The following is a 19,806-nucleotide window of genomic DNA, read 5'->3' as shown; positions in this document are numbered from 1 at the left end:
GTTCACAGCGTCACTTCCACGCGGACGTCGTGGCGCGCACCCCCGACCTCCGATTCGGCGAGGGCCGCCCTGGCCTGGGCGGCGGCCGGTCCGCCAGGGCGCTCGTCCGCAGCCGTGCGCAACGCGGCCCGCCCTGCCGGGCCGAGCCGCAGCAGCGCACGGGCCGCTGTGGCCGCCACATGCGGGTCGGGGTCACCGAGCAGCTCCGCGAGCCGTGGTGTCGCGGCGGCGGCCCCCAGCCTGCCGAGGGCTCCGGCGCCCACGATGCGCAGGGCGACCGGCCGACCGGGCCCGACGGCCGCGAGCAGCGGCTCCAGGCCGTCGGGCATGCCCAGTCCGCCCAGCGCGCGTGCCGCTTTGATCCGCACCTCGACCGCAGGGTCCTCGCCCAGCGCGCGCGTGATCCCGGGCGTCTGGGACACCGCGCCGGTCGTGCCGAGGACCTCGATCGCCACGGCCCTGACGAGGGGCTGCGGATGCTCCAGCCCTGCCACGACCCCGCGCTGCGCCTCCGGTCCCAGGAAGACCAGCGCGCCGGTGACCACGTCGGGCGAGACGGTCCGCGCTCCGTGGAGGGATTCCAGGAGATACGGCACGGCCGCCGGCCCCCCGCAGCGGCCCAGGGCCCGTGCGGCGGCCAGACGCACCTCGGGGTCGCGATCGGCCAGCAGACGGCACAGCGCCTGGGCCGCGGGGCGGTGGCAGAGCTGACCGAGCACCTGTGCGGCGCGCCCCCGCCGGGCCGCACTGCGGCTCGACAGATCAGCGACGGCGGCCACGGCGGCCCCGCGCAGCTCGCACAGCCGGACCAACGCCGTGCGGGCCGTGCCGGCGACTTTTCCCAGCAGTGCCGTCAGGGTCGGCTCCAGGGCGGTCCAGGTGCGCTTGTCGATCTCCGCCAGCCGGTGCAGCAGCCCGCTCTGCTCATCCTCGTCCGCGCAGAGGAGGTGCAGCAGGACGCCACGTACCGGCGCCGCGATCCGCTCGCGTCTGCGCTGCCGGTAGCCGCGGACGCAGCGGCTGCCGACGACCAGCAGGCTCAGCGCCATGACCACGGCCGGCAGGCACAGCAGCGCGCCACTGAGGAGGCCGGCCGGGATCACCGCTCCACCCGGTTGAGCAGGGCGGTGACCCGGCTGGACAGCTCCCGTGGGCTGAAGGGCTTGATGATGTAGTCGTCGGCGCCCGCCGCGAAGCCGACCTCCACGTCCCCTTCCTGGGATCGCGCGGTGATCATGATCACGGGGAGCATCGCGGTCCCGGGGGCCGTCCGCAGCTCCCGGCAGACGTCCAGGCCGGACATCCCCGGCATCCGTATGTCGAGCAGGGCCAGGTCCACGGGCTGCTCACGCGCCGCCCGGAGCGCGGCCATGCCGTCCTCCACGGCCGTGACCTGGTGACCGCTCTGGGTCAGCTTGAACGCCACCAGATCCCGGATGTCCGCGTCGTCGTCGGCTATCAGGACGTGGGCCATTACTCCTCCTGTGACACGGAGCTCCGATAGGAGTCCACGAGCCGCGCCACGGCCGCCTGCCGGAACGGCTTGGCCAGCAACTCGTCCGCGAGACCGGTGAGGTCCTCCGGGTCGAGTACCGAGGAGACGACCAGGTGGCAGCTCCTCGTACGCTCGTCCGCCCGCAGCCGGCGGATGACCTCCCGGCCGTCGATGCCAGGCAGCAACACATCGATGACCGCGATGTCCGGAGGGTCGGCGAAGGCCAGATCGAGCCCCTGTTCTCCCGAAGACGCGACGGTGACGTGGCACCCCAGCTCGCGGAAATGCCGCTCCAGCAGGGTGCTCGTGTCCTGGTCGTCCTCGATCACGACTACATGTGGTGGGAACATCACCGGTCCTGCCCACGAAGTAAGACCACCACCAAAAAAATAAGGCCAATTACTCACTTCAGCCACATATGACCCAACTGTCCCGGCAGGAAGCCAAGGGACGGAGCTGCCGACGCGACGGGCCGCACTCGCGCTCACGGTGTCGGGCGCCGTCTCGGGGCGGGAAGCGGCGATGCCACCGCGTCCCTGCTCCTGCCCGCAATCCCAGCCGCACGCGCCCCACGGCACGCGCCCCATCGCACGCGCCCCCGCGCACGGACCGGCGCCAACCGTCCCGTTGCGTTCCGGGACCACCGCTTCACCCGTCGTTCACCCGCACCGCCGAGGAACGTTGGGTTCCGGGAGCACGCTCCCCGATGTGAGACGCATCGCGGGAATCGTCCTCGCGGTCCTGCTGATCGGCGGCGTGGTGGCAGCCGTCGTGGCGGGCCGGACAGAGGACACGGGCACGGCAACGAAGACCGTGCGAGGAGTGATCGGGTCGGAGAAGGCGGAGTTCTTCGCCGACCCGGAGGTGGTGAAGGCCCTGGCCGCCAAGGGCTACACCGTGAAGACGGAGACGTCGGGATCCTGGGCCATGGACGGCCTGGATCTGAACGGGTACGACTTCGCCTTCCCGTCCAGCAAGGCACCCGCCGACGAACTGGCCGTGAAGTACGACGTACGCGAACCGCTCCCCCGCCCCTTCTACTCGCCGCTCGTCGTGGTCACCCACCGGGGTGCCGCCGAGGTGCTGCGGCAGAACGGGCTCGCCACGCTCGAAGAGGGCCGGGGTGTCCTCGACATGGGCGCCTATCTGAAGGCCGCCGAGGAAGGCCGGACCTGGCAGGACCTCAAGGGGGCTGACAAGCATGGTGAGTTGATGGGACTCCTCTACATCGCCACCACCGATCCGACCACCTCCAACTCGGGGGCGCTCTATCTCGCCGCCGCCTCGAACGTCGCCAACGGCGGACGGGTGGTCGCGAGCAAGGCGGATCTGGACAGGACGGCGCCGCTCATGCGCGAGCTGATCAGCGTCCAGGGCGCCCAGCAGCCGAGCACCGACGCCGCGTTCCGCGACTTCGTCAGCGGTGTCGGCAATCCGCTCGTGCTCGTCTACGAGTCGCAGGTCGCCGCCCTGCTCACGGAGGGCCAGAGCGTCGACGACCTGGTCGTCCTCTACCCGGACACCACCGTCTTCAGCGACCACACCGTCGTACCGGTCACGGACGAGGGCCGGGCGCTCGGCGAACTCCTCGGCACCGACGCGGAGTTGCGCGAGCTGGCAGCCCGGCACGGTTTCCGGCCGCAGGGGGCGGCCACCGAGTTCACGGCGGCGACCGCCGACCACACCACCTATCTGACGCAGAAGCTGACCGTCCGGCAGGCGCCCGTGCCCACCTCCGAGGTGCTGCACGAGATGGCGCGCCGGGCCAGGGGTCAGTAGGAATACGGGGGAACACCACACATGACCATCGAAGACAGCGGCAGCGACAGCACCTTCACGCTCACTCCGCCCGAGCCGGTCGCGGCCGTGCCCCGGGAGAAGGCCGGCGGGCTCGTGCCGGTCGAGGAGTCCGTGCGGACGGACATGGCCCGCAAGGCCGAGGAGTATGTGCGGGGGCTCGCGGCCCTCGACGCCCGCTCACCGGAGTTCGCCGGCCGGGTCGGGGAGATCACCGCGCTCGGCGCGGGCGAGATGCGGACGGCGGCCGCGCAGTCCAACCGGATGCTGGAGCGGACCGTGCGCAGCCTGCCGAGCAAGGGCGGGGACGCGCAGTCGCAGGTCGCGGGCTCGCTCGTCGAACTGCGGCGCGTGGTCGAGGACCTGGACCCGCGTGACCTTCCCGCGAGCAAGGGACGCAAGTTCCTGTCCCGGCTGCCGGGCGGGAACAAGCTGCGCGACCATGTCGCCAAGTACGCCTCGGCACAGGGGACCTTGAACAAGATCGTGGGGTCGTTGCGCGGCGGGCAGGACGAACTGCGGCGCGACAACGCCGCGCTGCAGACCGAGCGGGTCCGGCTGTGGGAGACCATGGGCAAGCTCCAGGAGTACGTCGTCCTGACGGCGGCCCTGGACACGGCCGTCGAGGAGCACATCGACGGGGTCGACCCGCAGCAGGGCGACACCCTCCGTGCCGACGTGCTCTTCCCCGTCCGGCAGAAGCACCAGGACCTGCTCACCCAGCTGGCCGTCTGCGCCCAGGGCTATCTGGCCATGGACGTCGTACGGCGCAACAACGAGGAGCTGATCAAGGGCGTCGACCGGGCCGCCACGACCACGGTCTCGGCGCTGCGCATCTCCGTGATGCTCGCCTCCGCCCTCGACAACCAGAAGAAGGTCGTCGACCAGGTCAACGCCCTGCGCGGCACCACGGAGGATCTGATCCGCGGCAACGCCGAGATGCTCGCCACCCAGAGCGGCGAGATCCAGCGCATCGCCGCCGACCCGGCCGTCGGTGCGGAAACCCTCCGCTCGGCCTTCCAGCAGATCTACCGCACCCTCGACGCCATCGACACCTACAAGGTGCAGGCCACGGAGACCATGGCCGCCACCGTCGAGTCCCTCACCTCCGAACTCCAGCACGCCACACAGTACTTGGAGAGGAGCAGGTCTCAGGGGGCGCTGGAAGGGGGTGGGCTCGCATGAGAAGGGGAACCCGCTCCGCCCACCGCGCGGCAGCCGCCCTCGCGCTCGCGCTGGTGACCGCCGGATGCACCTCGCCCACCGAGTCCCCGGCGGCCGAGGCGACCAAGTACGTCCCGGGCACCCTCCGCGTCCTCGCCTCCAGTGAACTCGCCGACATGAAGCCGGTGCTGGAGCGGGTCGAGAAGGACACCGGGATCAAGGTCCGGCCCACCTACATGGGCACGCTGGACGCGGTCGACCTGCTCACCGAGCGGCGGACGAAGGGCTCGTACGACGCCGTCTGGCTGTCCTCCAACGACTATCTGCGGCTGCGCCCGGACGCGGCGAAGCAGGTGGTGTCGGAGACACCGGTGATGTCCAGCCCGGTCGCGATCGGTGTGAAGAACGAGACCGTACGGAAGCTGGGGTGGAAGCCGGAGAACGTCACCTGGTCGGACATCGAGGAGGCGGTGGCGGACGGGAATCTCACGTACGGCATGACCGACCCCTCCCGCTCCAACTCCGGCTTCTCCACGCTCGTCTCGGTGGCGTCGGGGCTCTCCGACGCCCAGTCCGCGCTCACGGACGCGGATGTCGCGCAGGCGACGCCCCGGCTGAAGGAGTTCTTCGCGGGGCAGAAACTGACGTCGGGGTCGTCGGGCTGGCTGGCCCAGGCGTACGACCGGCGCGGTGACGTCGACGCGATGCTCAACTACGAGTCGGTCCTGAAGTCGCGCAAGGACCTGACGGTGATCCGCCCGCGCGACGGGGTCGTCACCGCCGACTATCCGCTCTCCTCGCTCGCGTCCACGAGCAAGGACGTCCGGGACGACGTACGCCGGCTCACCGACGCCCTGCGCACCCCGGACATCCAGCGGCTGATCACCGAGAAGACCCTGCGCCGCCCGGTCGTCGCCTCCGTCAGCCCCGCGGCCGGACTCGACACCACCCGGCGGCGCGAACTCCCCTTCCCCGGCACCCGATCGGTCGCCGACGGGCTCCTCGACGCGTACGAGAACGAGCTGCGCCGCCCCTCCAGGACCGTGTACGTCCTCGACACCTCGGGCTCGATGAAGGGCGACCGCCTCGACCGGCTGAAGACCGCCCTCACCGAGCTGACCGGCGACTTCCGCGACCGGGAGGAGGTCACCCTGATGCCCTTCGGGTCCGATGTGAAGAGCGTGCGGACACATGTCGTACGGCCCGAGGATCCGAAGGCCGGGCTCGACGGCATCCGCGCGGACACCCGGGAGCTGTCCGCCTACGGCGACACCGCCATCTACACCTCGCTGCAAAAGGCGTACGAGCATCTCGGCACCGCCGACCGGGACACGTTCACCTCGATCGTGCTGATGACGGACGGCGAGAACACCAAGGGCGCGAGCCCCGCCGACTTCGACGACTTCTACGGTCGGCTGCCCGCCGCCCAGCGGCAGATCCCCGTCTTCCCCATCCTCTTCGGCGACTCCGACAAGGGCGAACTGGAGCACATCGCCGACCTGACCGGCGGCCGTCTCTTCGACGCCCAGCAGGGCTCGCTGGACGGCGCCTTCGAGGAGATCCGTGGCTACCAATAAGACCAACGGGGTCCTGGCCTACCTGGAGTCCCGCAAGAACCTCACCGGCAGCGCCCTCGGGGTCGCCGGACTCGGCCTGACCTTCGCGGGGATCGCGGGCCCGTACTGGCCGGTCGTGGTCGCCGGCCTGTACGGCGCGGGCGCCCTGATCGCCCCGCCGGAGCGCCCGTCGCTGCCGGACTTCCCGGACCCCTCCGCCCAGCTCGACGAAGTGCGGACCGACTTCGGCACCCTCCGCGCGTACCTGGCCGACATCGAACTGCCGCCCGCCGCCGCCGGCCGCCTCACCGAGCTGACCGAACTGCTCACCGCCCTCCTCGACCCCGGCTGGGTCGCCGAGGTCCTCGCCCGCGACCCCGAGGGCATCCACGCCCTCTCCCGGGCCGTACGGCAGGACGTCCCCGAGGCCGTCGACACCTTCGTCCGCACCCGCTGGTGGACCCGCCTGACCCCGGGCACGGAACCACCGGAGCGCCACCTGGAACGTCAACTCGGCTTGCTTCACGACGAGTTGGGACGTCTGGCGGCGGCCCTGCGCGACGCCGAGGCCCGGCGGCAGGAGTCCCACACGCGGTATCTGGAGGACCGGTCGGGCTGACCGACCGGGCTGACCGGCCGGGCTGACCGACCGGGCTGACCGGCCGGCTCAGACGTTGGTCAGGATCACGATGAGCAGCACCACCCCGATCACCACGGCCAGCACCTTCAGCGCGGCGTAGGGGGAGGGGGTCGGGTCCGGCTGGGGCGGCGGAACCGGGACCGAGGTGGGCCGGGGCCCGTTGAACACGTCGTGGCCGGTCACCGCCGCCCGGGTGCACCAGGGGCAGGTCGGCAGGTGGGAGCCGTAGGTGTGCAGGGGCCGTACCGTGCAGGCCCGCACCTGGCCGCGTTCCTTGTCGAGGGCGCGGAGCCAGGCCTCGGCCGGGGGCCGGGCGGCGGGCTCCTGGACGCCGGGTCCGAAGGCGGCCTTGGCGAGGGTGAGAAGTTCGGTCGGCAGGACGGACGGGTCGATCGTGCCTCGCGGGATGGTGACCCGCTCCGGGCGGACGACATAACTGCAGCTCGCGGCGATGTTGTCCTTCACGGTCGACTCGGACGCGCTCTCGTGCGGGACCCCGCCGAAGGGGTGGTTGCCGGCGGTGAGCAGCTGGTAGACGAGGACGGCGAGGGCGAAGTCGTCGCTCTGCCGGGTCGCGGGGCCGCCGGCCTGGCGCTCGGGGGACGAGTAGTCGGTGGTGTGCATCAGGCACGGGAAGAGTTCGCCGGTGACCGGGTCGGTGAAGGCGATGGAGTCGCAGTCGAGGAAGGTGACGAAGCCGTTGGCGTCGACGACGACGTTGCTGCTGGAGAAGTCGCCGATGACGAGGTCGTCGTAGTGCATACGGGCCGTCATGAAGGCGAGGTTCCAGGCGACGCCCAGCAGGAACCGCCAGTCGGCCCGGTCCGGGAAGAGCTTGAGGCGCTGGACTCGGGTGAACAGGCCGATCAGCTGGACGTGTTGGGGTTCACCGAAGCGGCGCATGGCGTAGCCCAGGAACTCACCGTTCGCGCCCCGGGCGATCGCGGTGGGCCAGGCCAGCTCGGGCGGCTGGTTGGCGTCCGTCGGGCGGGCGGCGAGCGGGGACATGGTGAGCATGCGGGCCAGCCGTCGCTCCTGGTCCGGCCCGGGTGTGTCCCGGTAGATCTTGACGACGATCCCCGTATCGCCCTCCACGGGGAACACGGCCGCCTGCCCGCCGCCCTTCAGGGGCAGCTCGGCCAGGGTGACCCGCTTGCCGTCGAGGAAGACCGTGCGGCCGCTCATGGCCGTACCTCCGAGTGTTCGCAGGGTCGATCGTCACGGGTCGTCACCAGCCGTCGGTCGCGGCCGAGCACGCCCGGCGGCAGCGGGCCGTCACCGGTGACGGCCCGCTGCCGCCCGCCGTCGCGGGCCCTCACCGGCCGCGCCCCGCCGCCGCTTCCACCCCCACCCCCGCCCGTCAACGGTCCCGACCGGCCGTTGCCGCCGGTCACCGGTCCCGACCTGTCTTCGCCCACCCTCACCGGTCCCGAGCCGCCATCGCCCACCCTCATCAGCCCCCACCCACCATGTCCCGCCATGTACCGTCATCCCCCGTGCTCGTCGACCGTCACCCGCCGGCCGTCACCCGTCCGCCCCGCTCATCTCCCGATCGTGCGTACGGCTCGCAGCAGGGTCTTGTCGTCGGCGTTGAGGGCGGTCAGGCGGTCGGAACGGAGGAGGGCGGCCAGGTTGGTGTCCCGGTCGTCCTCGGCGGCGGCGTCGAGGGAGCGGAAGACGGCGTCGGCGAAGGACGGGTTCGGGGACTGGGCGCCCCCGGCCGGCCGGTTGAGCATGGCCTGCGCGAGCCCGTCCGTGGACAGCAGCACCCCGTCGACCCCGTCGTCCGACACGCACTCGGTGTGCGTCCAGCGCGCCACGTCCGGCGAGGTCAGGAAAACCGTCTCGTTGCTGTACTCACTGACCGCCGCGGCCTGCGGCAGCAGATGGAACTGCCGCTCCCCGTCCTCCGTCCCGGCCCGTACGACGACGAAGCCGTCCCCCACGGTGAGGTACCCGATCCAGCCGGGCGCGAGCACCACCACCGTGAGCGTCGTGGCGAAGTCCTGCGCGTCGACGCCGGTCCGGTCGAGGAAGTCCTTGCTGACGTCGTGCAGGGCGTCCCGCAGCAACTCGTGCACGGCCTCCCCCGGCCGCACCTCCACGGCCGCCCCGGCCCGCCGCGCGAAGTGCTCCGCCGCGAGCTTCACCGCGAGCCGCGCGCCCTCCTCCGACCGGGGCCGGCTCCCCGCCCCGTCGGCGACGGCGAGCACGGCGACGGACGAGGTGGTGGCGTAGGCGCAGGCGTCCTGGCAGGGCAGGCCCTGGCGCCGGTGCCGGTAGCCCTCGACGCTCAGGCCGTGGATGCGCCAGGGCGGGGCGGCGGTCAACTCACGCCTCCCAGGCCGGGCGTTGCGTCTTGAACTGGCTGAAGATCTTCTCGAACACCTCGTCCCCCGCCCCCTTCTGCTCGGCGCCCGCGCTGGCGGACATCATCTGGAGCAGCTCCCGGAACGGGAACCCCTGCAACCGGGCGTTGAACTTCGGCGCGAACGCCCGCAGCACCTGCTCCCCCATGTCCGTGATCCCGCCGACCCCGATGGCGTACAGCCGGAACCGGCGGGCGCGCTGCTCCTCGGCGAGGACGGGGACCAGCCGGTGCCAGGAGTCGGTGAGATGGCCGGTCGGGTCGGTGGGCAGGCCGTCCGTGACGAGGCAGATCTGCGGCCGGTAGTACTGCAGCCCGGACGCCCGCAGCTCGCTCTTGCGGGCCGCGACGATGTGCATGGCCAGCTCCAGTGCCTCGGTCATCAACGTGACCCCGGCGGCCGTGAGCTGCGGCGCCTGGAAGGCGTGCGCGGGTATGAAGGGGCTCGTCCGGGTGCGCGGGTCGAGGAGTTGGGGCCCGCGCCAGGCGCCCACGCCCTGGCCGCCGAAGGTGACGACGGCGACCTCCACGCTGTAGCTGAGGCTCACGTCGTCGTGGAGTTCCCGGGTCCACTCGGCGAGCGCGTTGTTGAGCGTCTGGATCGGCTGGCCGGCCATCGAGCTGGACGTGTCGAGGCAGAGCACGAGCGGCATGCGTTGGGCGTTGTTCTCGAACTCGATGTCGGCGTACTCCGCCGGCAGGGTGGGCGGGTATTCGCTGTGCATCGCTGTTCCCCCTGATTTTTCTGACGTTCGGTGTTCCGGTGGTGCTGCGGCTCGATGTCCCCGGGACTTACCTGGGCGTGCCCTTCGCGTGCCGGGCGGCGGTGGGCGGGAAGGCGTACAGGACGTCGGCGTCGCGTTCCCGGGCGTCGGCGACGTCGACGAGCCCGCCGGGCGCGGGTGGCGGCCGCCCCGGCTCGGCCCACACGGCCCTGCGCAGCACCCGGTCGAGTTCGACATAGCCCTGCGGATGCAGTTCGGTGCGGACGACCGCGGTCCGCGCGTGCGTCGGCCGGGCCCCGACGTGCCGCCCGTGCCGTGGCGCGGGCGCGACCCGCAGCCGGGCGGTGCGCTCGTCCCCGCCCGTGCCCCCGCCGTGCGCCGCCGCGTGGGCCGGCGCCGCCCGCGCGGGACCGCCGAGCGCCCGGCCGGGCGACACCGCCGCCCGGTGCCCCACGGCCACCGGGCCCCGGGAGCGCCGGATCACGATCACGAAGGCGAGGAGCAGCAGGGCGAGGAGGAGCCCCATCCAGAGGGCGGTCCAGGTGGAGCCGCTGCGGTCGGCGGCTCTGTCGGTGCCGTCCTGGTCCTGGCCGCCCTGGTCCTTGCCGTCCCCGTCCTGGCCCTCCCGGTCCTTGTCGGCCTTGTCGTCGGGCTTGCCGGACGACGTCGACGGGGCAGGAACCACGTCGTTCTCCACGGGCTCGACCGCGAAGGTGTTGGTGGAGGGGTCGGCGGCGAAGCCCTTGTCGAGGAGTTGCTTGCCGGGGAGGGTGTGCGACCCCGTCTTGGGGCCGACCTCGCCGCACAGCAGGTTCTCTTCACAGAGGCCGAGTGCCTCCAGGTCGGCCCGTGTCTTCGGCCGCAGCCGGTCGATCGTGGCACCACGGTCGACGAGCAGTCCGTCGGCGAGCAGGAGCAACGCCGTCCCGCCCTCGCCCGTCCTCGTGTCCTTCGGTACCTGAACCACGAACGGGTGGGTGTCGTCGCGGAGCCGCTCGATGGCCTGCCGTTGCTCCTCCCCGACCTCCTCGTACTTCAACGCCCCCTGCAGGGTGATCACCACGGGCCCGTCGGGGATCCGCTCGGCCCAGCACTTCAGCCGTTCCGTGAACCGGTCGTCCGCGCACGAGTCGGCCACCGCGACCGACGATCCCGCCGGCACCAGGACGACCAGCAACCCCACGAGCACTCCGAGACACGACAAACGCCCGATCGCACCCATCGCACCAACCCCCCGTGGCCTGAAAGGCACGCCCCCGCGGCCCTGAAAAAGCCCACCCAATAGTGGAGCAGGCAGCCGGGCGACCGGAAGGGTTTGGCGAATTCCGCCGGTGTACTTACGACTACTTCCGCCGACTTCCGATCAGTACGCTTTTCACTTCTACAACTTGAACACCTGATGGCAACGGCTGAACATCTGCCGCGCCCGATCCACCCAGTCATTGGCCAGGGCGTCGAAGTCCGCCTGGGTGATACGGCACGTCAGCGGCAGATCGCAGACTCCGGCGAGACAGGGGCGCGGCCCGCGTACGTCCCACACGGAAAGCATGGGGTTCAGTTGTTCTGTATTCCACGCGTTCGACGCGGCGGCGGCGAGGGCGAGTTGGTCGTGCCGAAGGAAATTCCCGTCCGTGGCGAAGGCGACGAGGAGTTTCTTGGTGGTCATGAATCTCACCGTGACCGTCCGCCCCGCCTCGTGGAGATCGAATTGCAGGGATACGGAGACGGTGTCGTGGACCGTGTGGTAATTCCGCCGGACGACCCAGTTCTGCACCAGCTGCCGCCAGTGGCTGCCGAGGTCGTAGATCTCGGCGTTGCGCCCCGGATACGAGTCACGCCCGGAGGAGGAGTCACGTCTCGTGTACGAGTCACGTCTCGTGTACGAGTCGCGGCCCAGGGAGGAGTCGCGGCCCGGGGAGGAGTCGCGGCCCGGGGAGGAGTCGCGGCCCGGGGAGGAGTCAGGCACCGTCACGGACCACCGCCCCGGCGACCATGGCGTCGGTCAGCCCGGCGTCGAGCAGCGCCTGCGCGTGCAGCAGCAGACAGGAGGGCACGGACTCGCTCGTCGTACGCCGCAGGTGCCGCTCCTTCAGCTCCTCGTACCGCACCTCGATGGTCCGGGCCACCTGCGGCGGCGGCCACACCTCGGCGCTCGCGTCCTCCTCCACCAACTCGGCCAGGATCTCGGCGAGTCGGGGCCGGTCCTCGGGCCGCTTCGCCAGACAGCGGGCGATGAGGGGCCGCAGCCCCGCCGGTACGCCGTCGAGGCGGGGCTCTCCTCGTACGACCTCGACGCGCACGCCTTCCCCGCTGCCGTGCGGTGGGCGGCCGGTGAGCGCGTACACCAGGACCCCGCCCAGCGAGAACACGTCGCTCGGCGGGCCGACCCGGTCCCCGCGGATCTGTTCCGGCGACATGAACGGCGGGGTGCCGACGACGACGCCGACACGAGTGAGGCCGGGGGCGCCGTCCACGCGGGAGATGCCGAAGTCGATGACGCGGGGGCCGTCCTGGGCGAGCAGGACGTTCGCCGGCTTGAGGTCGCGGTGGACGACGTGGGCGGCGTGGATGGCCTGCAACGCCTCGACGAGGCCGGCACCGAGGGGGCGGACCTGGGCCTCGGGGAGGGGGCCGTCGGCGCGGACCGCTTCCGCGAGGGAGGGGCCGGGGACGTACAGCGTGGCCAGCCAGGGGAGTTCGGCCGTCGGATCCGCGTCGACCACGGCGGCGGTGTAGGCGCCGCTGACCACGCGGGCGGCGGCCACCTCGCGGGCGAAGCGTTCGCGGAACTCGGGTTCGGCGGCCAGTTCGGGGCGGGCGACCTTCACGGCGACCTCACGGCCGGCCGGGGAGCGGCCCAGATAGACCCAGCCCATGCCGCCCGAGCCCAGGCGGCCGACTATCTTGTACGGGCCGATCTTCATGGGGTCACTTACGGGTGTGCGCACCCCGGTCACCTCATTTCGGGGTTCGGTGCGGATGTCCCGAGTGTCCCCTGAAATCCCGTGCCCGGTAGCCCTTTTCGCCCTGTTCGTGGCTGCTCGCGCGGTTCCCCGCGCCGCTGACAACGAAAAGCACGGGGCGCAGCCCCAGCTTTTCAGGGGCGCGGGGAACTGCGCGACCAGCCCCCACCCACCCGCACCCGCCCGGCAACCGAACCCCCCGAACTCCCCGGCGCACAAGAAATCCGCAGCCGGCCGAAGAGACGTCGCCCGTCAGGGCAACCCATATCCGGCCGGCCGCGGAGATTCAGAGGAGGGCTCAGCCCAGGCGGCTCACCAGCGCCCGGTACTCGTCCCACAGTTCCTTCGGCGTGTGATCACCGAAGGTGTTGAGGTGTTCGGGGACGAGCGCGACCTCCTCCCGCCACACCTCCTTGTCGACCGTCAGCAGGAAGTCCAGCTCGGACGAGGACAGGTCCAACCCCTCCGTGTCCAGGGCATCGACGGTCGGGAGGATGCCGATCGGGGTCTCCACACCCTCCGCCTTGCCGTCCAGCCGGTCCACGATCCACTTCAGGACGCGGCTGTTCTCACCGAAGCCGGGCCAGACGAACTTGCCCTCGTCGTTCTTGCGGAACCAGTTGACGTAGTAGATCTTCGGCAGCTTGGACTGGTCCTTGCCCTTGGCGACATCGACCCAGTGGCCCATGTAGTCGCCCATGTTGTAGCCGCAGAAGGGGAGCATCGCGAAGGGGTCGCGACGCAGTTCGCCGACCTTGCCCTCGGCCGCCGCGGTCTTCTCGGACGCCACGTTCGCACCCAGGAACACACCGTGGTTCCAGTCGAACGACTCCGTGACCAGCGGAACCGCCGTGGCGCGACGGCCGCCGAACAGGATCGCCGAGATCGGGACACCCTTGGGGTCCTCCCACTCCGGCGCGATGATCGGGCACTGGGAGGCGGGGACCGTGAAGCGTGCGTTCGGGTGGGCGGCCGGCGCCTCGGCGGACGGCGTCCAGTCGTTGCCCTTCCAGTCGGTGAGGTGGGCCGGAGTCTCCTCCGTCATCCCCTCCCACCACACATCGCCGTCGTCCGTCAGCGCGACGTTCGTGAAGACCGAGTTGCCCCACAGCGTCTTCATCGCGTTGGCGTTGGTGTGCTCACCGGTACCGGGCGCGACGCCGAAGAAACCGGCCTCGGGATTGATGGCGTACAGACGGCCGTCCTCGCCGAAGCGCATCCACGCGATGTCGTCGCCGATCGTCTCGACGGTCCAGCCACGGACGGTCGGCTCCAGCATCGCCAGGTTCGTCTTGCCGCACGCCGACGGGAACGCGGCGGCCACGTACTTCGGCTCACCCTGCGGCGGGGTCAGCTTGAGAATCAGCATGTGCTCGGCGAGCCAGCCCTCGTCACGCGCCATGACGGAGGCGATACGCAGGGCGTAGCACTTCTTACCGAGCAGCGCGTTGCCGCCGTACCCGGAGCCGTACGACCAGATCTCGCGGCTCTCGGGGAAGTGGGAGATGTACTTGGTGCTGTTGCAGGGCCACGGCACATCGTCCTCGCCGGGCTCCAGCGGGGCGCCGAGGGTGTGCACGGCCTTCACGAAGAAGCCCTCGGAGCCCAGCTCCTCCAGCACCGGCTGCCCCATACGGGTCATCGTGCGCATGGAGACGGCGACGTACGCGGAGTCCGTGATCTCGACGCCGATGGCGGAGAGCGGGGAGCCCAGGGGCCCCATGCAGAACGGGACAACGTACATCGTGCGGCCGCGCATCGAGCCGCGGAACAGGCCCTTCTCACCCTGGAAGATGTCCCACATCTCGGCGGGAGCCTTCCAGTGGTTGGTCGGGCCGGCGTCCTCTTCCTTCTCCGAACAGATGAACGTGCGATCTTCGACCCGGGCGACATCGGTCGGGTCGGACGCCGCGTAGTAGGAGTTCGGGCGCTTGATCGGGTCGAGTTTCCGGAAGGTGCCCTTCTCGACGAGCTCCCCGCACAGGCGCTCGTACTCGGCCTCGGATCCGTCGCACCAGACCACGTTGTCCGGCTCGGTCAGTTCGGCGATCTCGTTCACCCACGCCACGAGTTCTCGGTGGGTGGTGGGGACGATTGAGGGGGGAGCCGCGATGTCGCGCGCCACGATTGCTCCTAAATGAGGGATTTTTTGTTGGAGGCCCCGTGGGGGCTGCGACCCGGATGCTTCACGAGGGGATCTCTGGGCGCTCATCCGGTGTCGACCGCACTCATTTGATCATCCGACGATAGTGCCCATATGTCCATAGGGCCTCACACGTGAGCATCGTGACCATCACCACTCGACAACGTCCACCTGAGAGGTTTCCGTACGTCACCGCCGCTTCACCGTGGGTGTCCGCACATCGCCCGGGCATCCCCGATTCCGGGCTCCGCGTGAGACGATGGCCACTTCCGAGAACAGGAACATCCCGCACGGTCCCGTAAGTTACGGTTCCGTAGGTACGATGCAGTACATGACAGCGCCCGTCCCCGACGCGCACACGGAGACGGCGGCCGACGGCCGCGACCCCGACGCGCGATCCCTGCCGCATCAGATCGCCCACCAGATCACCGAGGAGATCAAGCCCAAGCTCCGGGGCTGGTTGCATCTCGGCATGTTCCCGGCCGTGCTCGTCGCCGGCCTGGTGCTCACCGCCCTCGCGGACTCCACACGCGGACGCATCGCCTGCGGGATCTTCGCCCTCACGGCCTGTCTGCTGTTCGGCGTCAGCGCGCTGTACCACCGGGGCAACTGGAACCCGCGCATGGACGGCATCCTGCGCCGGCTGGACCACGCCAACATCTTCCTGATCATCGCGGGCTCCTACACCCCGCTGACGATGCTGCTCCTGCCGGGCGCCAAGGGTCAGTGGCTCCTGTGGGGCATCTGGGCAGCCGCGCTCGCCGGGATCATCTTCCGGGTGTTCTGGGTCGGCGCCCCGCGCTGGCTCTACACGCCCTGCTACATCGCGATGGGCTGGGCGGCCGTCTTCTTCCTGCCCGACTTCATGCGCACGGGCGGCATCGCCGTCCTCGTCCTGGTGATCGTCGGCGGCCTCCTCTACAGCGCCGGCGGAGTCATCTACGGCCTCAAGCGCCCGGACCCGTCACCGCGCTGGTTCGGCTTCCACGAGGTCTTCCACTCGTTCACCCTCGCCGCGTTCGTCGTGCACTACGTGGGGATCTCCCTGGTGGCGTACCAGCACGGATAGCACTCCCCCGCAGCACTCCCCCGCTCCCTTTCCTGGCCACGGCTTCCGAGCCGTGGCCATTTTCGTATGTCCGAACACCTGACGGGACGCGCGATCGATTGACAGTCGCTATATTTTGAGAGTTACTCTCATTTCATGGCTACTGTCACTCAGGCTTCCTCCGCTCGGCCCGACCCCCGCCGCTGGTGGGCCCTCGGCGCCCTCGTCGCGAGCATGCTGGTGCTCGGCTTCGACATGACGATCCTCAACGTGGCGCTGCCCACCATGGCCGAGCAGCTCGGTGCCACCACAGGTCAGCAGCAGTTGATGGCGGATGCGTACATCGTGGTCTTCGCGGCGCTGATGCTGCCGGCCGGACTGCTCGGCGACCGGTTCGGCCGACGGCGGATGCTGATCACCGGACTCGGGATCTTCCTCGCCGGTTCCGTGGTGGGGGCACTGGCCCAGGACGTGAACGCGGTCGTCGTCGCCCGTGCCGTGATGGGTGTCGGGGCCGCACTGGTCACACCGCTCGCCCTGTCGGTACTGCCCTCGCTCTTCGCACCCGACGAGCGCACCAAGGCCGTCGGCATCGTCTCGGCGGGCTCCACGCTCGGCCTGCCGCTCGGCCCGATCATCGGCGGCTGGCTCCTCAACCACTACTGGTGGGGCTCGGTGTTCCTCATCAACATCCCGATGGCGGCGATCGGCATCGCCGCCTGCGTCTTCCTCCTGCCCGAGACCCGTGACCCGGCCTCTCCCAAGGTCGACACCGTCTCGACCGCACTCACCGCGGCCGGCCTCGGCTCACTCGTCTACGCGATCATCGAGGCACCCACCCGGGGCTGGGGCGACCCGCTGGTCCTGGGCATGCTCGCCGGGGCGGCGCTCCTGATCACCGCGCTGGTACTGCGCGAGCGGCGGGCCGTACGCCCCATGCTGGACATGGGCCTGCTCGCCCACCGCGGATTCCTCTTCAACGCGCTCGCCGCGACCCTCGTCATGTTCGTCCTGTCCGGCCTGATGTTCGTCCTGCCCCCGTACCTCCAGGCCGTCCTCGGCCATGACGCCCTGGGCACCGGCGTACGGCTGCTGCCGCTGATGGGCGGCCTGCTGGTCGGCGCGCGGGCCGCGCAACCCGTCGTCGAACGGTTCGGGGCCCGAGCCGTGGTCAGCGCGGGCCTGGTGGTGCTGTCCTTCGCCGCGTTCCTCGGCAGCCGTACGACGGTCGACTCGGGCTACGGCTTCACAGCACTGTGGCTGTCGTTCGCCGGGGCCGGGTTCGGCCTCTCGATCGTGCCCGCGATGTCCGGCGCCCTCGGCACCCTGCCCACCGACCGGGCCGGCAGCGGCTCGGGCCTGCTGATGACGCTCCGCCAGGTCGGCGGCGCGATCGGCATCGCTCTGCTCGGCAGCTTGCTCGCGGGCGTCTTCCAGGACCGGCTCGACGTCACCGGACTGCCCACGTCGGCGGCCGACACCGCCGGGGACTCGGTGGTCGCGGCGCACCTCGTCGCCGAACGGGCGGGCTCAGCCGATCTCCTGACGTCCGCGAACGGCTCCTACGTCCATGGCATGGCCCTCGTCCTGCTGGTGTGCGGCGGCGCTGCCCTGGTCGCCGCGCTGCTGGCCGCCGCCTTCCTGCCGAGCGCGCCGACGGCCCGGAGCGGGCTCAGCGGGCGGAGCACCGGCTCTGACCTGGCCACGTCGAAGGCCGATGCCCGACAATGACCGCATGACGGCCGCACGCCCCACCACCCCCACCGACCGCCCCCCGCTCGGACTCCGGGAACGGAAGAAGATCAAGACCCGCGAGGCGATCCGCGCCGCGACGTACGCGCTGGTCCAGGAGCAGGGCTACGACGCCACGACGATCGAGCAGATCGCCGACCGGGCGGAGGTGTCACCGTCGACCGTCTTCCGCTACTTCCCGACCAAGGAGGACATCGTCCTCACCGACGAGTACGACCCGATCCTCCTGGAGGAACTGCGGGCCCGGCCCGCGGACGAACCCTGGCCGGACACCATCCGGTACGTGATGCGCGAGGCCGTCCGCACGGGCATCGAGGAGGACATGGAGGTCGCCCGGCTACGCACCCACCTGATGGTCCAGGTCCCCGCGGTGCGCTCCCGGATGATGGAGAGCATGTCGGTCACCGGCCGCATGCTCTGCACCGCCATCGGCGAGCGCACCGGCCGGGACCCGGACAGCCTGGAGGTGAGGGTCTGGGCGATGTCCCTCATCGGCGGCCTGATGGAGACGTCCCTCTACTGGGCCGAGAACGACCACCGCGACGACTTCGCCGAACTCGTCGACCGCACCCTGACCACCCTCCAGCACGGCCTCGGGCCGGAAAATCCCTGAGGCCTCACCCCTCCCCCATGCCATCCTGACCAGGTGAAAGCACCCGAGATCCACGTCGAAGTCGCCCCCGAACTGGCCCTGTTCGTCCCACAAGGCCGCCGTGGGGGCGCGACCCCCCTCGCCACCGACGGGGTCTCCACGCTCGGCCATGTCATCGAGTCCCTGGGCGTCCCGCTGACGGAGGTGGGCGAGCTGGTCGTCGACGGCCGTGAGGTGCGGGTGTCGCACATCCCGGCGGACGGCGAGTCGGTGGTCGTACGTCCGGTCGAACGCCCTCAGCGGGTGCCGGGCGCCCCGCTCCGCTTCCTCCTCGACGTCCACCTCGGCACGCTCGCGCGGCGGCTGCGGCTGTTGGGGGTGGACACGGCGTACGAGTCCACGGACATCGGCGACGCCGCGCTGTCCGCGCTCTCCGCCGCCGAGCAGCGGGTGATGCTGAGCCGGGACCGGGGGTTGCTGCGGCGGCGCGAGTTGTGGGCGGGGGCGTACATCTACAGCACGCAGCCGGAGGATCAACTCCGGGATGTGCTGGACCGGTTCGCGCCCGAGCTGCGGCCGTGGACTCGGTGCACCGCCTGCAACGGGCAACTGAAGTCGGCGACGAAGGAGGAGGTCGCGGATCGGTTGGAGGGCGGGACGCAGCGGTCGTACGACGTGTTCGCGCAGTGTGGTGAGTGTGGGCGGGCTTATTGGAAGGGCGCGCATCACGAGCAGCTGGAGGCGATCGTGCGGGAGGCGTTGAGGATGCGTACGGGGTGAGCCGGGAGCCGATCCATGGCGGTCACACTCTCATCGGGCTCCGCCATCGGCACCGCCCCCTGTGTCAGCCTCGGCGCTCACAGCGGCCGCCCGTTCCGTCAGAAGTCTCGCTTCGCCTCCACGGCCGTCACATCCACAGCACGCCGTCGTCCTCGTGCTCGCGCACGCGGAACGCGATCATCCGGCGCAGCAGGTCGCTCGGCACTGGCTGGCCGTACGGGAGCTTCACCGAGCCCTTGCCGGTCGCGAAGTCGGCGAGGTCGGCGTCGAACGCCTCGCGGGTGCTGGGGGTGAACACGACGTTCGCGTGCCTCGCGTGGCCGCTGACCATGAACAGGATCGTCCCGGACGGGTGAACCCACGCGGGCTGGCCCCACTTGATCGCCTCGCTCGCCGCGGGGACCGCCTCACGGGCCAGCACCCGTACCTCCTCAAGCACGTCGCGGCCCTGCCCCGCGAAGCCCTCGATGTACTCATCGATCGTCTGCGGCTTTCCCATGGCATCAGTGTGGCACTGCCCACCGCGCATGGCCGGCAACGGAATGCCCCGCTGCCGGCTCCCTGAGGTAAGCGTGGCCGGCACGAGTACCCAGTGGCCAAGTGGCGTGCCCACTCACACCGCCAAGCCGCCGGACACGTGTGAACCTCAGCAATAGAGGGCCAGTGACGCTGGGAATCCTGCTGGCTGCCCCTGCGAATGATCTGCTGTCCGGATGCTCTGGCAGCAGTCATCGCCGCAGCCACACGATCCGGCACGGATCTGGCGCGACCGCTTCGTCCCGA

General features: G+C 70.7%; 19 protein-coding genes. 8 read left to right on the top strand and 11 right to left on the bottom strand.

All coding sequences use genetic code 11. The annotated features are described in order from the left end of the window. Positions 1 to 2 precede the first annotated feature (2 nt). The 3 genes from JIX55_RS32750 to JIX55_RS32740 are packed head-to-tail and all read right to left on the bottom strand — an operon-like array spanning position 3 to position 1,845. Positions 3 to 1,103 carry a HEAT repeat domain-containing protein gene (locus JIX55_RS32750; protein WP_257566829.1) on the bottom strand — a complete coding sequence of 367 codons (1,101 nt, stop codon included), beginning with the start codon at positions 1,101 to 1,103 and terminating at the stop codon, positions 3 to 5. Then, a complete protein-coding gene (locus JIX55_RS32745; RefSeq protein ID WP_257566828.1) occupies positions 1,100 to 1,474 on the bottom strand; it encodes a response regulator transcription factor in 375 nt (124 codons plus the stop codon). The genes JIX55_RS32750 and JIX55_RS32745 overlap by 4 nt, the downstream gene beginning before the upstream one ends. Then, the gene (locus tag JIX55_RS32740; RefSeq protein ID WP_257566827.1) at positions 1,474 to 1,845 is read right to left on the bottom strand and encodes a response regulator; all 372 of its coding nucleotides are present in this window, start codon (positions 1,843 to 1,845) and stop codon (positions 1,474 to 1,476) included. The genes JIX55_RS32745 and JIX55_RS32740 overlap by 1 nt, the downstream gene beginning before the upstream one ends. A gap of 358 nt (positions 1,846 to 2,203) precedes the next feature. Here JIX55_RS32740 and JIX55_RS32735 point away from each other — a divergent pair, with 358 nt between their 5' ends. Genes JIX55_RS32735 through JIX55_RS32720 form a run of 4 tightly spaced genes read left to right on the top strand, consistent with a single transcriptional unit; the run spans position 2,204 to position 6,631 of the window. Further along, on the top strand, positions 2,204 to 3,274 hold the full coding sequence (locus JIX55_RS32735; RefSeq protein ID WP_257566826.1) for a substrate-binding domain-containing protein: 1,071 nt from the start codon (positions 2,204 to 2,206) through the stop codon (positions 3,272 to 3,274). Positions 3,275 to 3,295: 21 nt separating this feature from the next. Further along, positions 3,296 to 4,477, top strand: coding sequence for a toxic anion resistance protein (locus tag JIX55_RS32730; protein WP_257566825.1), 1,182 nt, complete (start codon positions 3,296 to 3,298; stop codon positions 4,475 to 4,477). Then, a complete protein-coding gene (locus JIX55_RS32725; RefSeq protein ID WP_257566824.1) occupies positions 4,474 to 6,033 on the top strand; it encodes a substrate-binding and vWA domain-containing protein in 1,560 nt (519 codons plus the stop codon). The genes JIX55_RS32730 and JIX55_RS32725 overlap by 4 nt, the downstream gene beginning before the upstream one ends. Then, on the top strand, positions 6,020 to 6,631 hold the full coding sequence (locus JIX55_RS32720; protein ID WP_257566823.1) for a hypothetical protein: 612 nt from the start codon (positions 6,020 to 6,022) through the stop codon (positions 6,629 to 6,631). Before JIX55_RS32725 ends, JIX55_RS32720 begins: the two co-directional genes overlap by 14 nt. 48 nt (positions 6,632 to 6,679) lie before the next feature. On the opposite strand, the gene JIX55_RS32715 is transcribed toward JIX55_RS32720, so the two are convergent. From JIX55_RS32715 to JIX55_RS32685, 7 genes are all read right to left on the bottom strand, one after another. Continuing rightward, on the bottom strand, positions 6,680 to 7,837 hold the full coding sequence (locus JIX55_RS32715; RefSeq protein WP_257566822.1) for a hypothetical protein: 1,158 nt from the start codon (positions 7,835 to 7,837) through the stop codon (positions 6,680 to 6,682). A gap of 356 nt (positions 7,838 to 8,193) precedes the next feature. Beyond that, on the bottom strand, positions 8,194 to 8,982 hold the full coding sequence (locus JIX55_RS32710) for a PP2C family serine/threonine-protein phosphatase (protein WP_257566821.1): 789 nt from the start codon (positions 8,980 to 8,982) through the stop codon (positions 8,194 to 8,196). 1 nt (position 8,983) lies between these two features. After that, complete coding sequence (locus JIX55_RS32705) at positions 8,984 to 9,745, bottom strand: vWA domain-containing protein (RefSeq protein ID WP_257566820.1); 762 nt, start codon at positions 9,743 to 9,745, stop codon at positions 8,984 to 8,986. Positions 9,746 to 9,812: 67 nt separating this feature from the next. Continuing rightward, complete coding sequence (locus JIX55_RS32700) at positions 9,813 to 10,949, bottom strand: hypothetical protein (RefSeq protein WP_257566819.1); 1,137 nt, start codon at positions 10,947 to 10,949, stop codon at positions 9,813 to 9,815. A gap of 177 nt (positions 10,950 to 11,126) precedes the next feature. Then, a complete protein-coding gene (locus tag JIX55_RS32695) occupies positions 11,127 to 11,717 on the bottom strand; it encodes a hypothetical protein (RefSeq protein ID WP_306820052.1) in 591 nt (196 codons plus the stop codon). Continuing rightward, positions 11,704 to 12,693: a serine/threonine-protein kinase gene (locus JIX55_RS32690; protein WP_257566817.1), complete on the bottom strand. Its 990-nt coding sequence runs from the start codon at positions 12,691 to 12,693 to the stop codon at positions 11,704 to 11,706. The genes JIX55_RS32695 and JIX55_RS32690 overlap by 14 nt, the downstream gene beginning before the upstream one ends. A 313-nt stretch (positions 12,694 to 13,006) precedes the next feature. Beyond that, the gene (locus JIX55_RS32685; protein ID WP_257566816.1) at positions 13,007 to 14,833 is read right to left on the bottom strand and encodes a phosphoenolpyruvate carboxykinase (GTP); all 1,827 of its coding nucleotides are present in this window, start codon (positions 14,831 to 14,833) and stop codon (positions 13,007 to 13,009) included. A gap of 349 nt (positions 14,834 to 15,182) precedes the next feature. Between JIX55_RS32685 and trhA the strand changes: the two genes are divergently transcribed. The 4 genes from trhA to JIX55_RS32665 all read left to right on the top strand — a co-directional run bounded on the left by trhA (position 15,183) and on the right by JIX55_RS32665 (position 19,023). Then, positions 15,183 to 15,920: a PAQR family membrane homeostasis protein TrhA gene (gene trhA, locus JIX55_RS32680; protein ID WP_257566815.1), complete on the top strand. Its 738-nt coding sequence runs from the start codon at positions 15,183 to 15,185 to the stop codon at positions 15,918 to 15,920. Between the two features lie 135 nt (positions 15,921 to 16,055). Beyond that, positions 16,056 to 17,630: a DHA2 family efflux MFS transporter permease subunit gene (locus JIX55_RS32675; RefSeq protein ID WP_257566814.1), complete on the top strand. Its 1,575-nt coding sequence runs from the start codon at positions 16,056 to 16,058 to the stop codon at positions 17,628 to 17,630. A gap of 4 nt (positions 17,631 to 17,634) precedes the next feature. Beyond that, positions 17,635 to 18,264, top strand: a complete 630-nt coding sequence (locus JIX55_RS32670; protein WP_257566813.1) for a TetR/AcrR family transcriptional regulator — start codon at positions 17,635 to 17,637, stop codon at positions 18,262 to 18,264. A 33-nt stretch (positions 18,265 to 18,297) separates the two neighbouring features. Next, positions 18,298 to 19,023, top strand: a complete 726-nt coding sequence (locus tag JIX55_RS32665) for a Mut7-C ubiquitin/RNAse domain-containing protein (protein ID WP_257566812.1) — start codon at positions 18,298 to 18,300, stop codon at positions 19,021 to 19,023. Between the two features lie 127 nt (positions 19,024 to 19,150). Here JIX55_RS32665 and JIX55_RS32660 read toward each other — a convergent pair whose 3' ends face one another. Next, positions 19,151 to 19,522 (bottom strand): iron chaperone, encoded by a 372-nt coding sequence (locus JIX55_RS32660; protein WP_257566811.1) that lies wholly within the window; start codon positions 19,520 to 19,522, stop codon positions 19,151 to 19,153. Between the last annotated feature and the right edge of the window lie 284 nt (positions 19,523 to 19,806).

It is taken from the genome of Streptomyces sp. DSM 40750, from assembly GCF_024612035.1.
In the GTDB taxonomy this organism is placed as follows: Bacteria; Actinomycetota; Actinomycetes; order Streptomycetales; family Streptomycetaceae; genus Streptomyces.
This window is presented reverse-complemented; position numbering and strand designations above follow the sequence as displayed.

Excerpts from the sequence above, each read along its gene's own strand:
- JIX55_RS32670 (WP_257566813.1), top strand. The coding sequence starts at position 17,635 with ATGACGGCCGCACGCCCCACCACCCCCACCGACCGCCCCCCGCTCGGA.
- trhA (WP_257566815.1), top strand. The coding sequence starts at position 15,183 with ATGACAGCGCCCGTCCCCGACGCGCACACGGAGACGGCGGCCGACGGC.
- JIX55_RS32660 (WP_257566811.1), bottom strand. The coding sequence starts at position 19,522 with ATGGGAAAGCCGCAGACGATCGATGAGTACATCGAGGGCTTCGCGGGG.
- JIX55_RS32730 (WP_257566825.1), top strand. The coding sequence starts at position 3,296 with ATGACCATCGAAGACAGCGGCAGCGACAGCACCTTCACGCTCACTCCG.
- JIX55_RS32745 (WP_257566828.1), bottom strand. The coding sequence starts at position 1,474 with ATGGCCCACGTCCTGATAGCCGACGACGACGCGGACATCCGGGATCTG.
- JIX55_RS32715 (WP_257566822.1), bottom strand. The coding sequence starts at position 7,837 with ATGAGCGGCCGCACGGTCTTCCTCGACGGCAAGCGGGTCACCCTGGCC.
- JIX55_RS32725 (WP_257566824.1), top strand. The coding sequence starts at position 4,474 with ATGAGAAGGGGAACCCGCTCCGCCCACCGCGCGGCAGCCGCCCTCGCG.
- JIX55_RS32740 (WP_257566827.1), bottom strand. The coding sequence starts at position 1,845 with ATGTTCCCACCACATGTAGTCGTGATCGAGGACGACCAGGACACGAGC.
- JIX55_RS32705 (WP_257566820.1), bottom strand. The coding sequence starts at position 9,745 with ATGCACAGCGAATACCCGCCCACCCTGCCGGCGGAGTACGCCGACATC.
- JIX55_RS32675 (WP_257566814.1), top strand. The coding sequence starts at position 16,056 with ATGGCTACTGTCACTCAGGCTTCCTCCGCTCGGCCCGACCCCCGCCGC.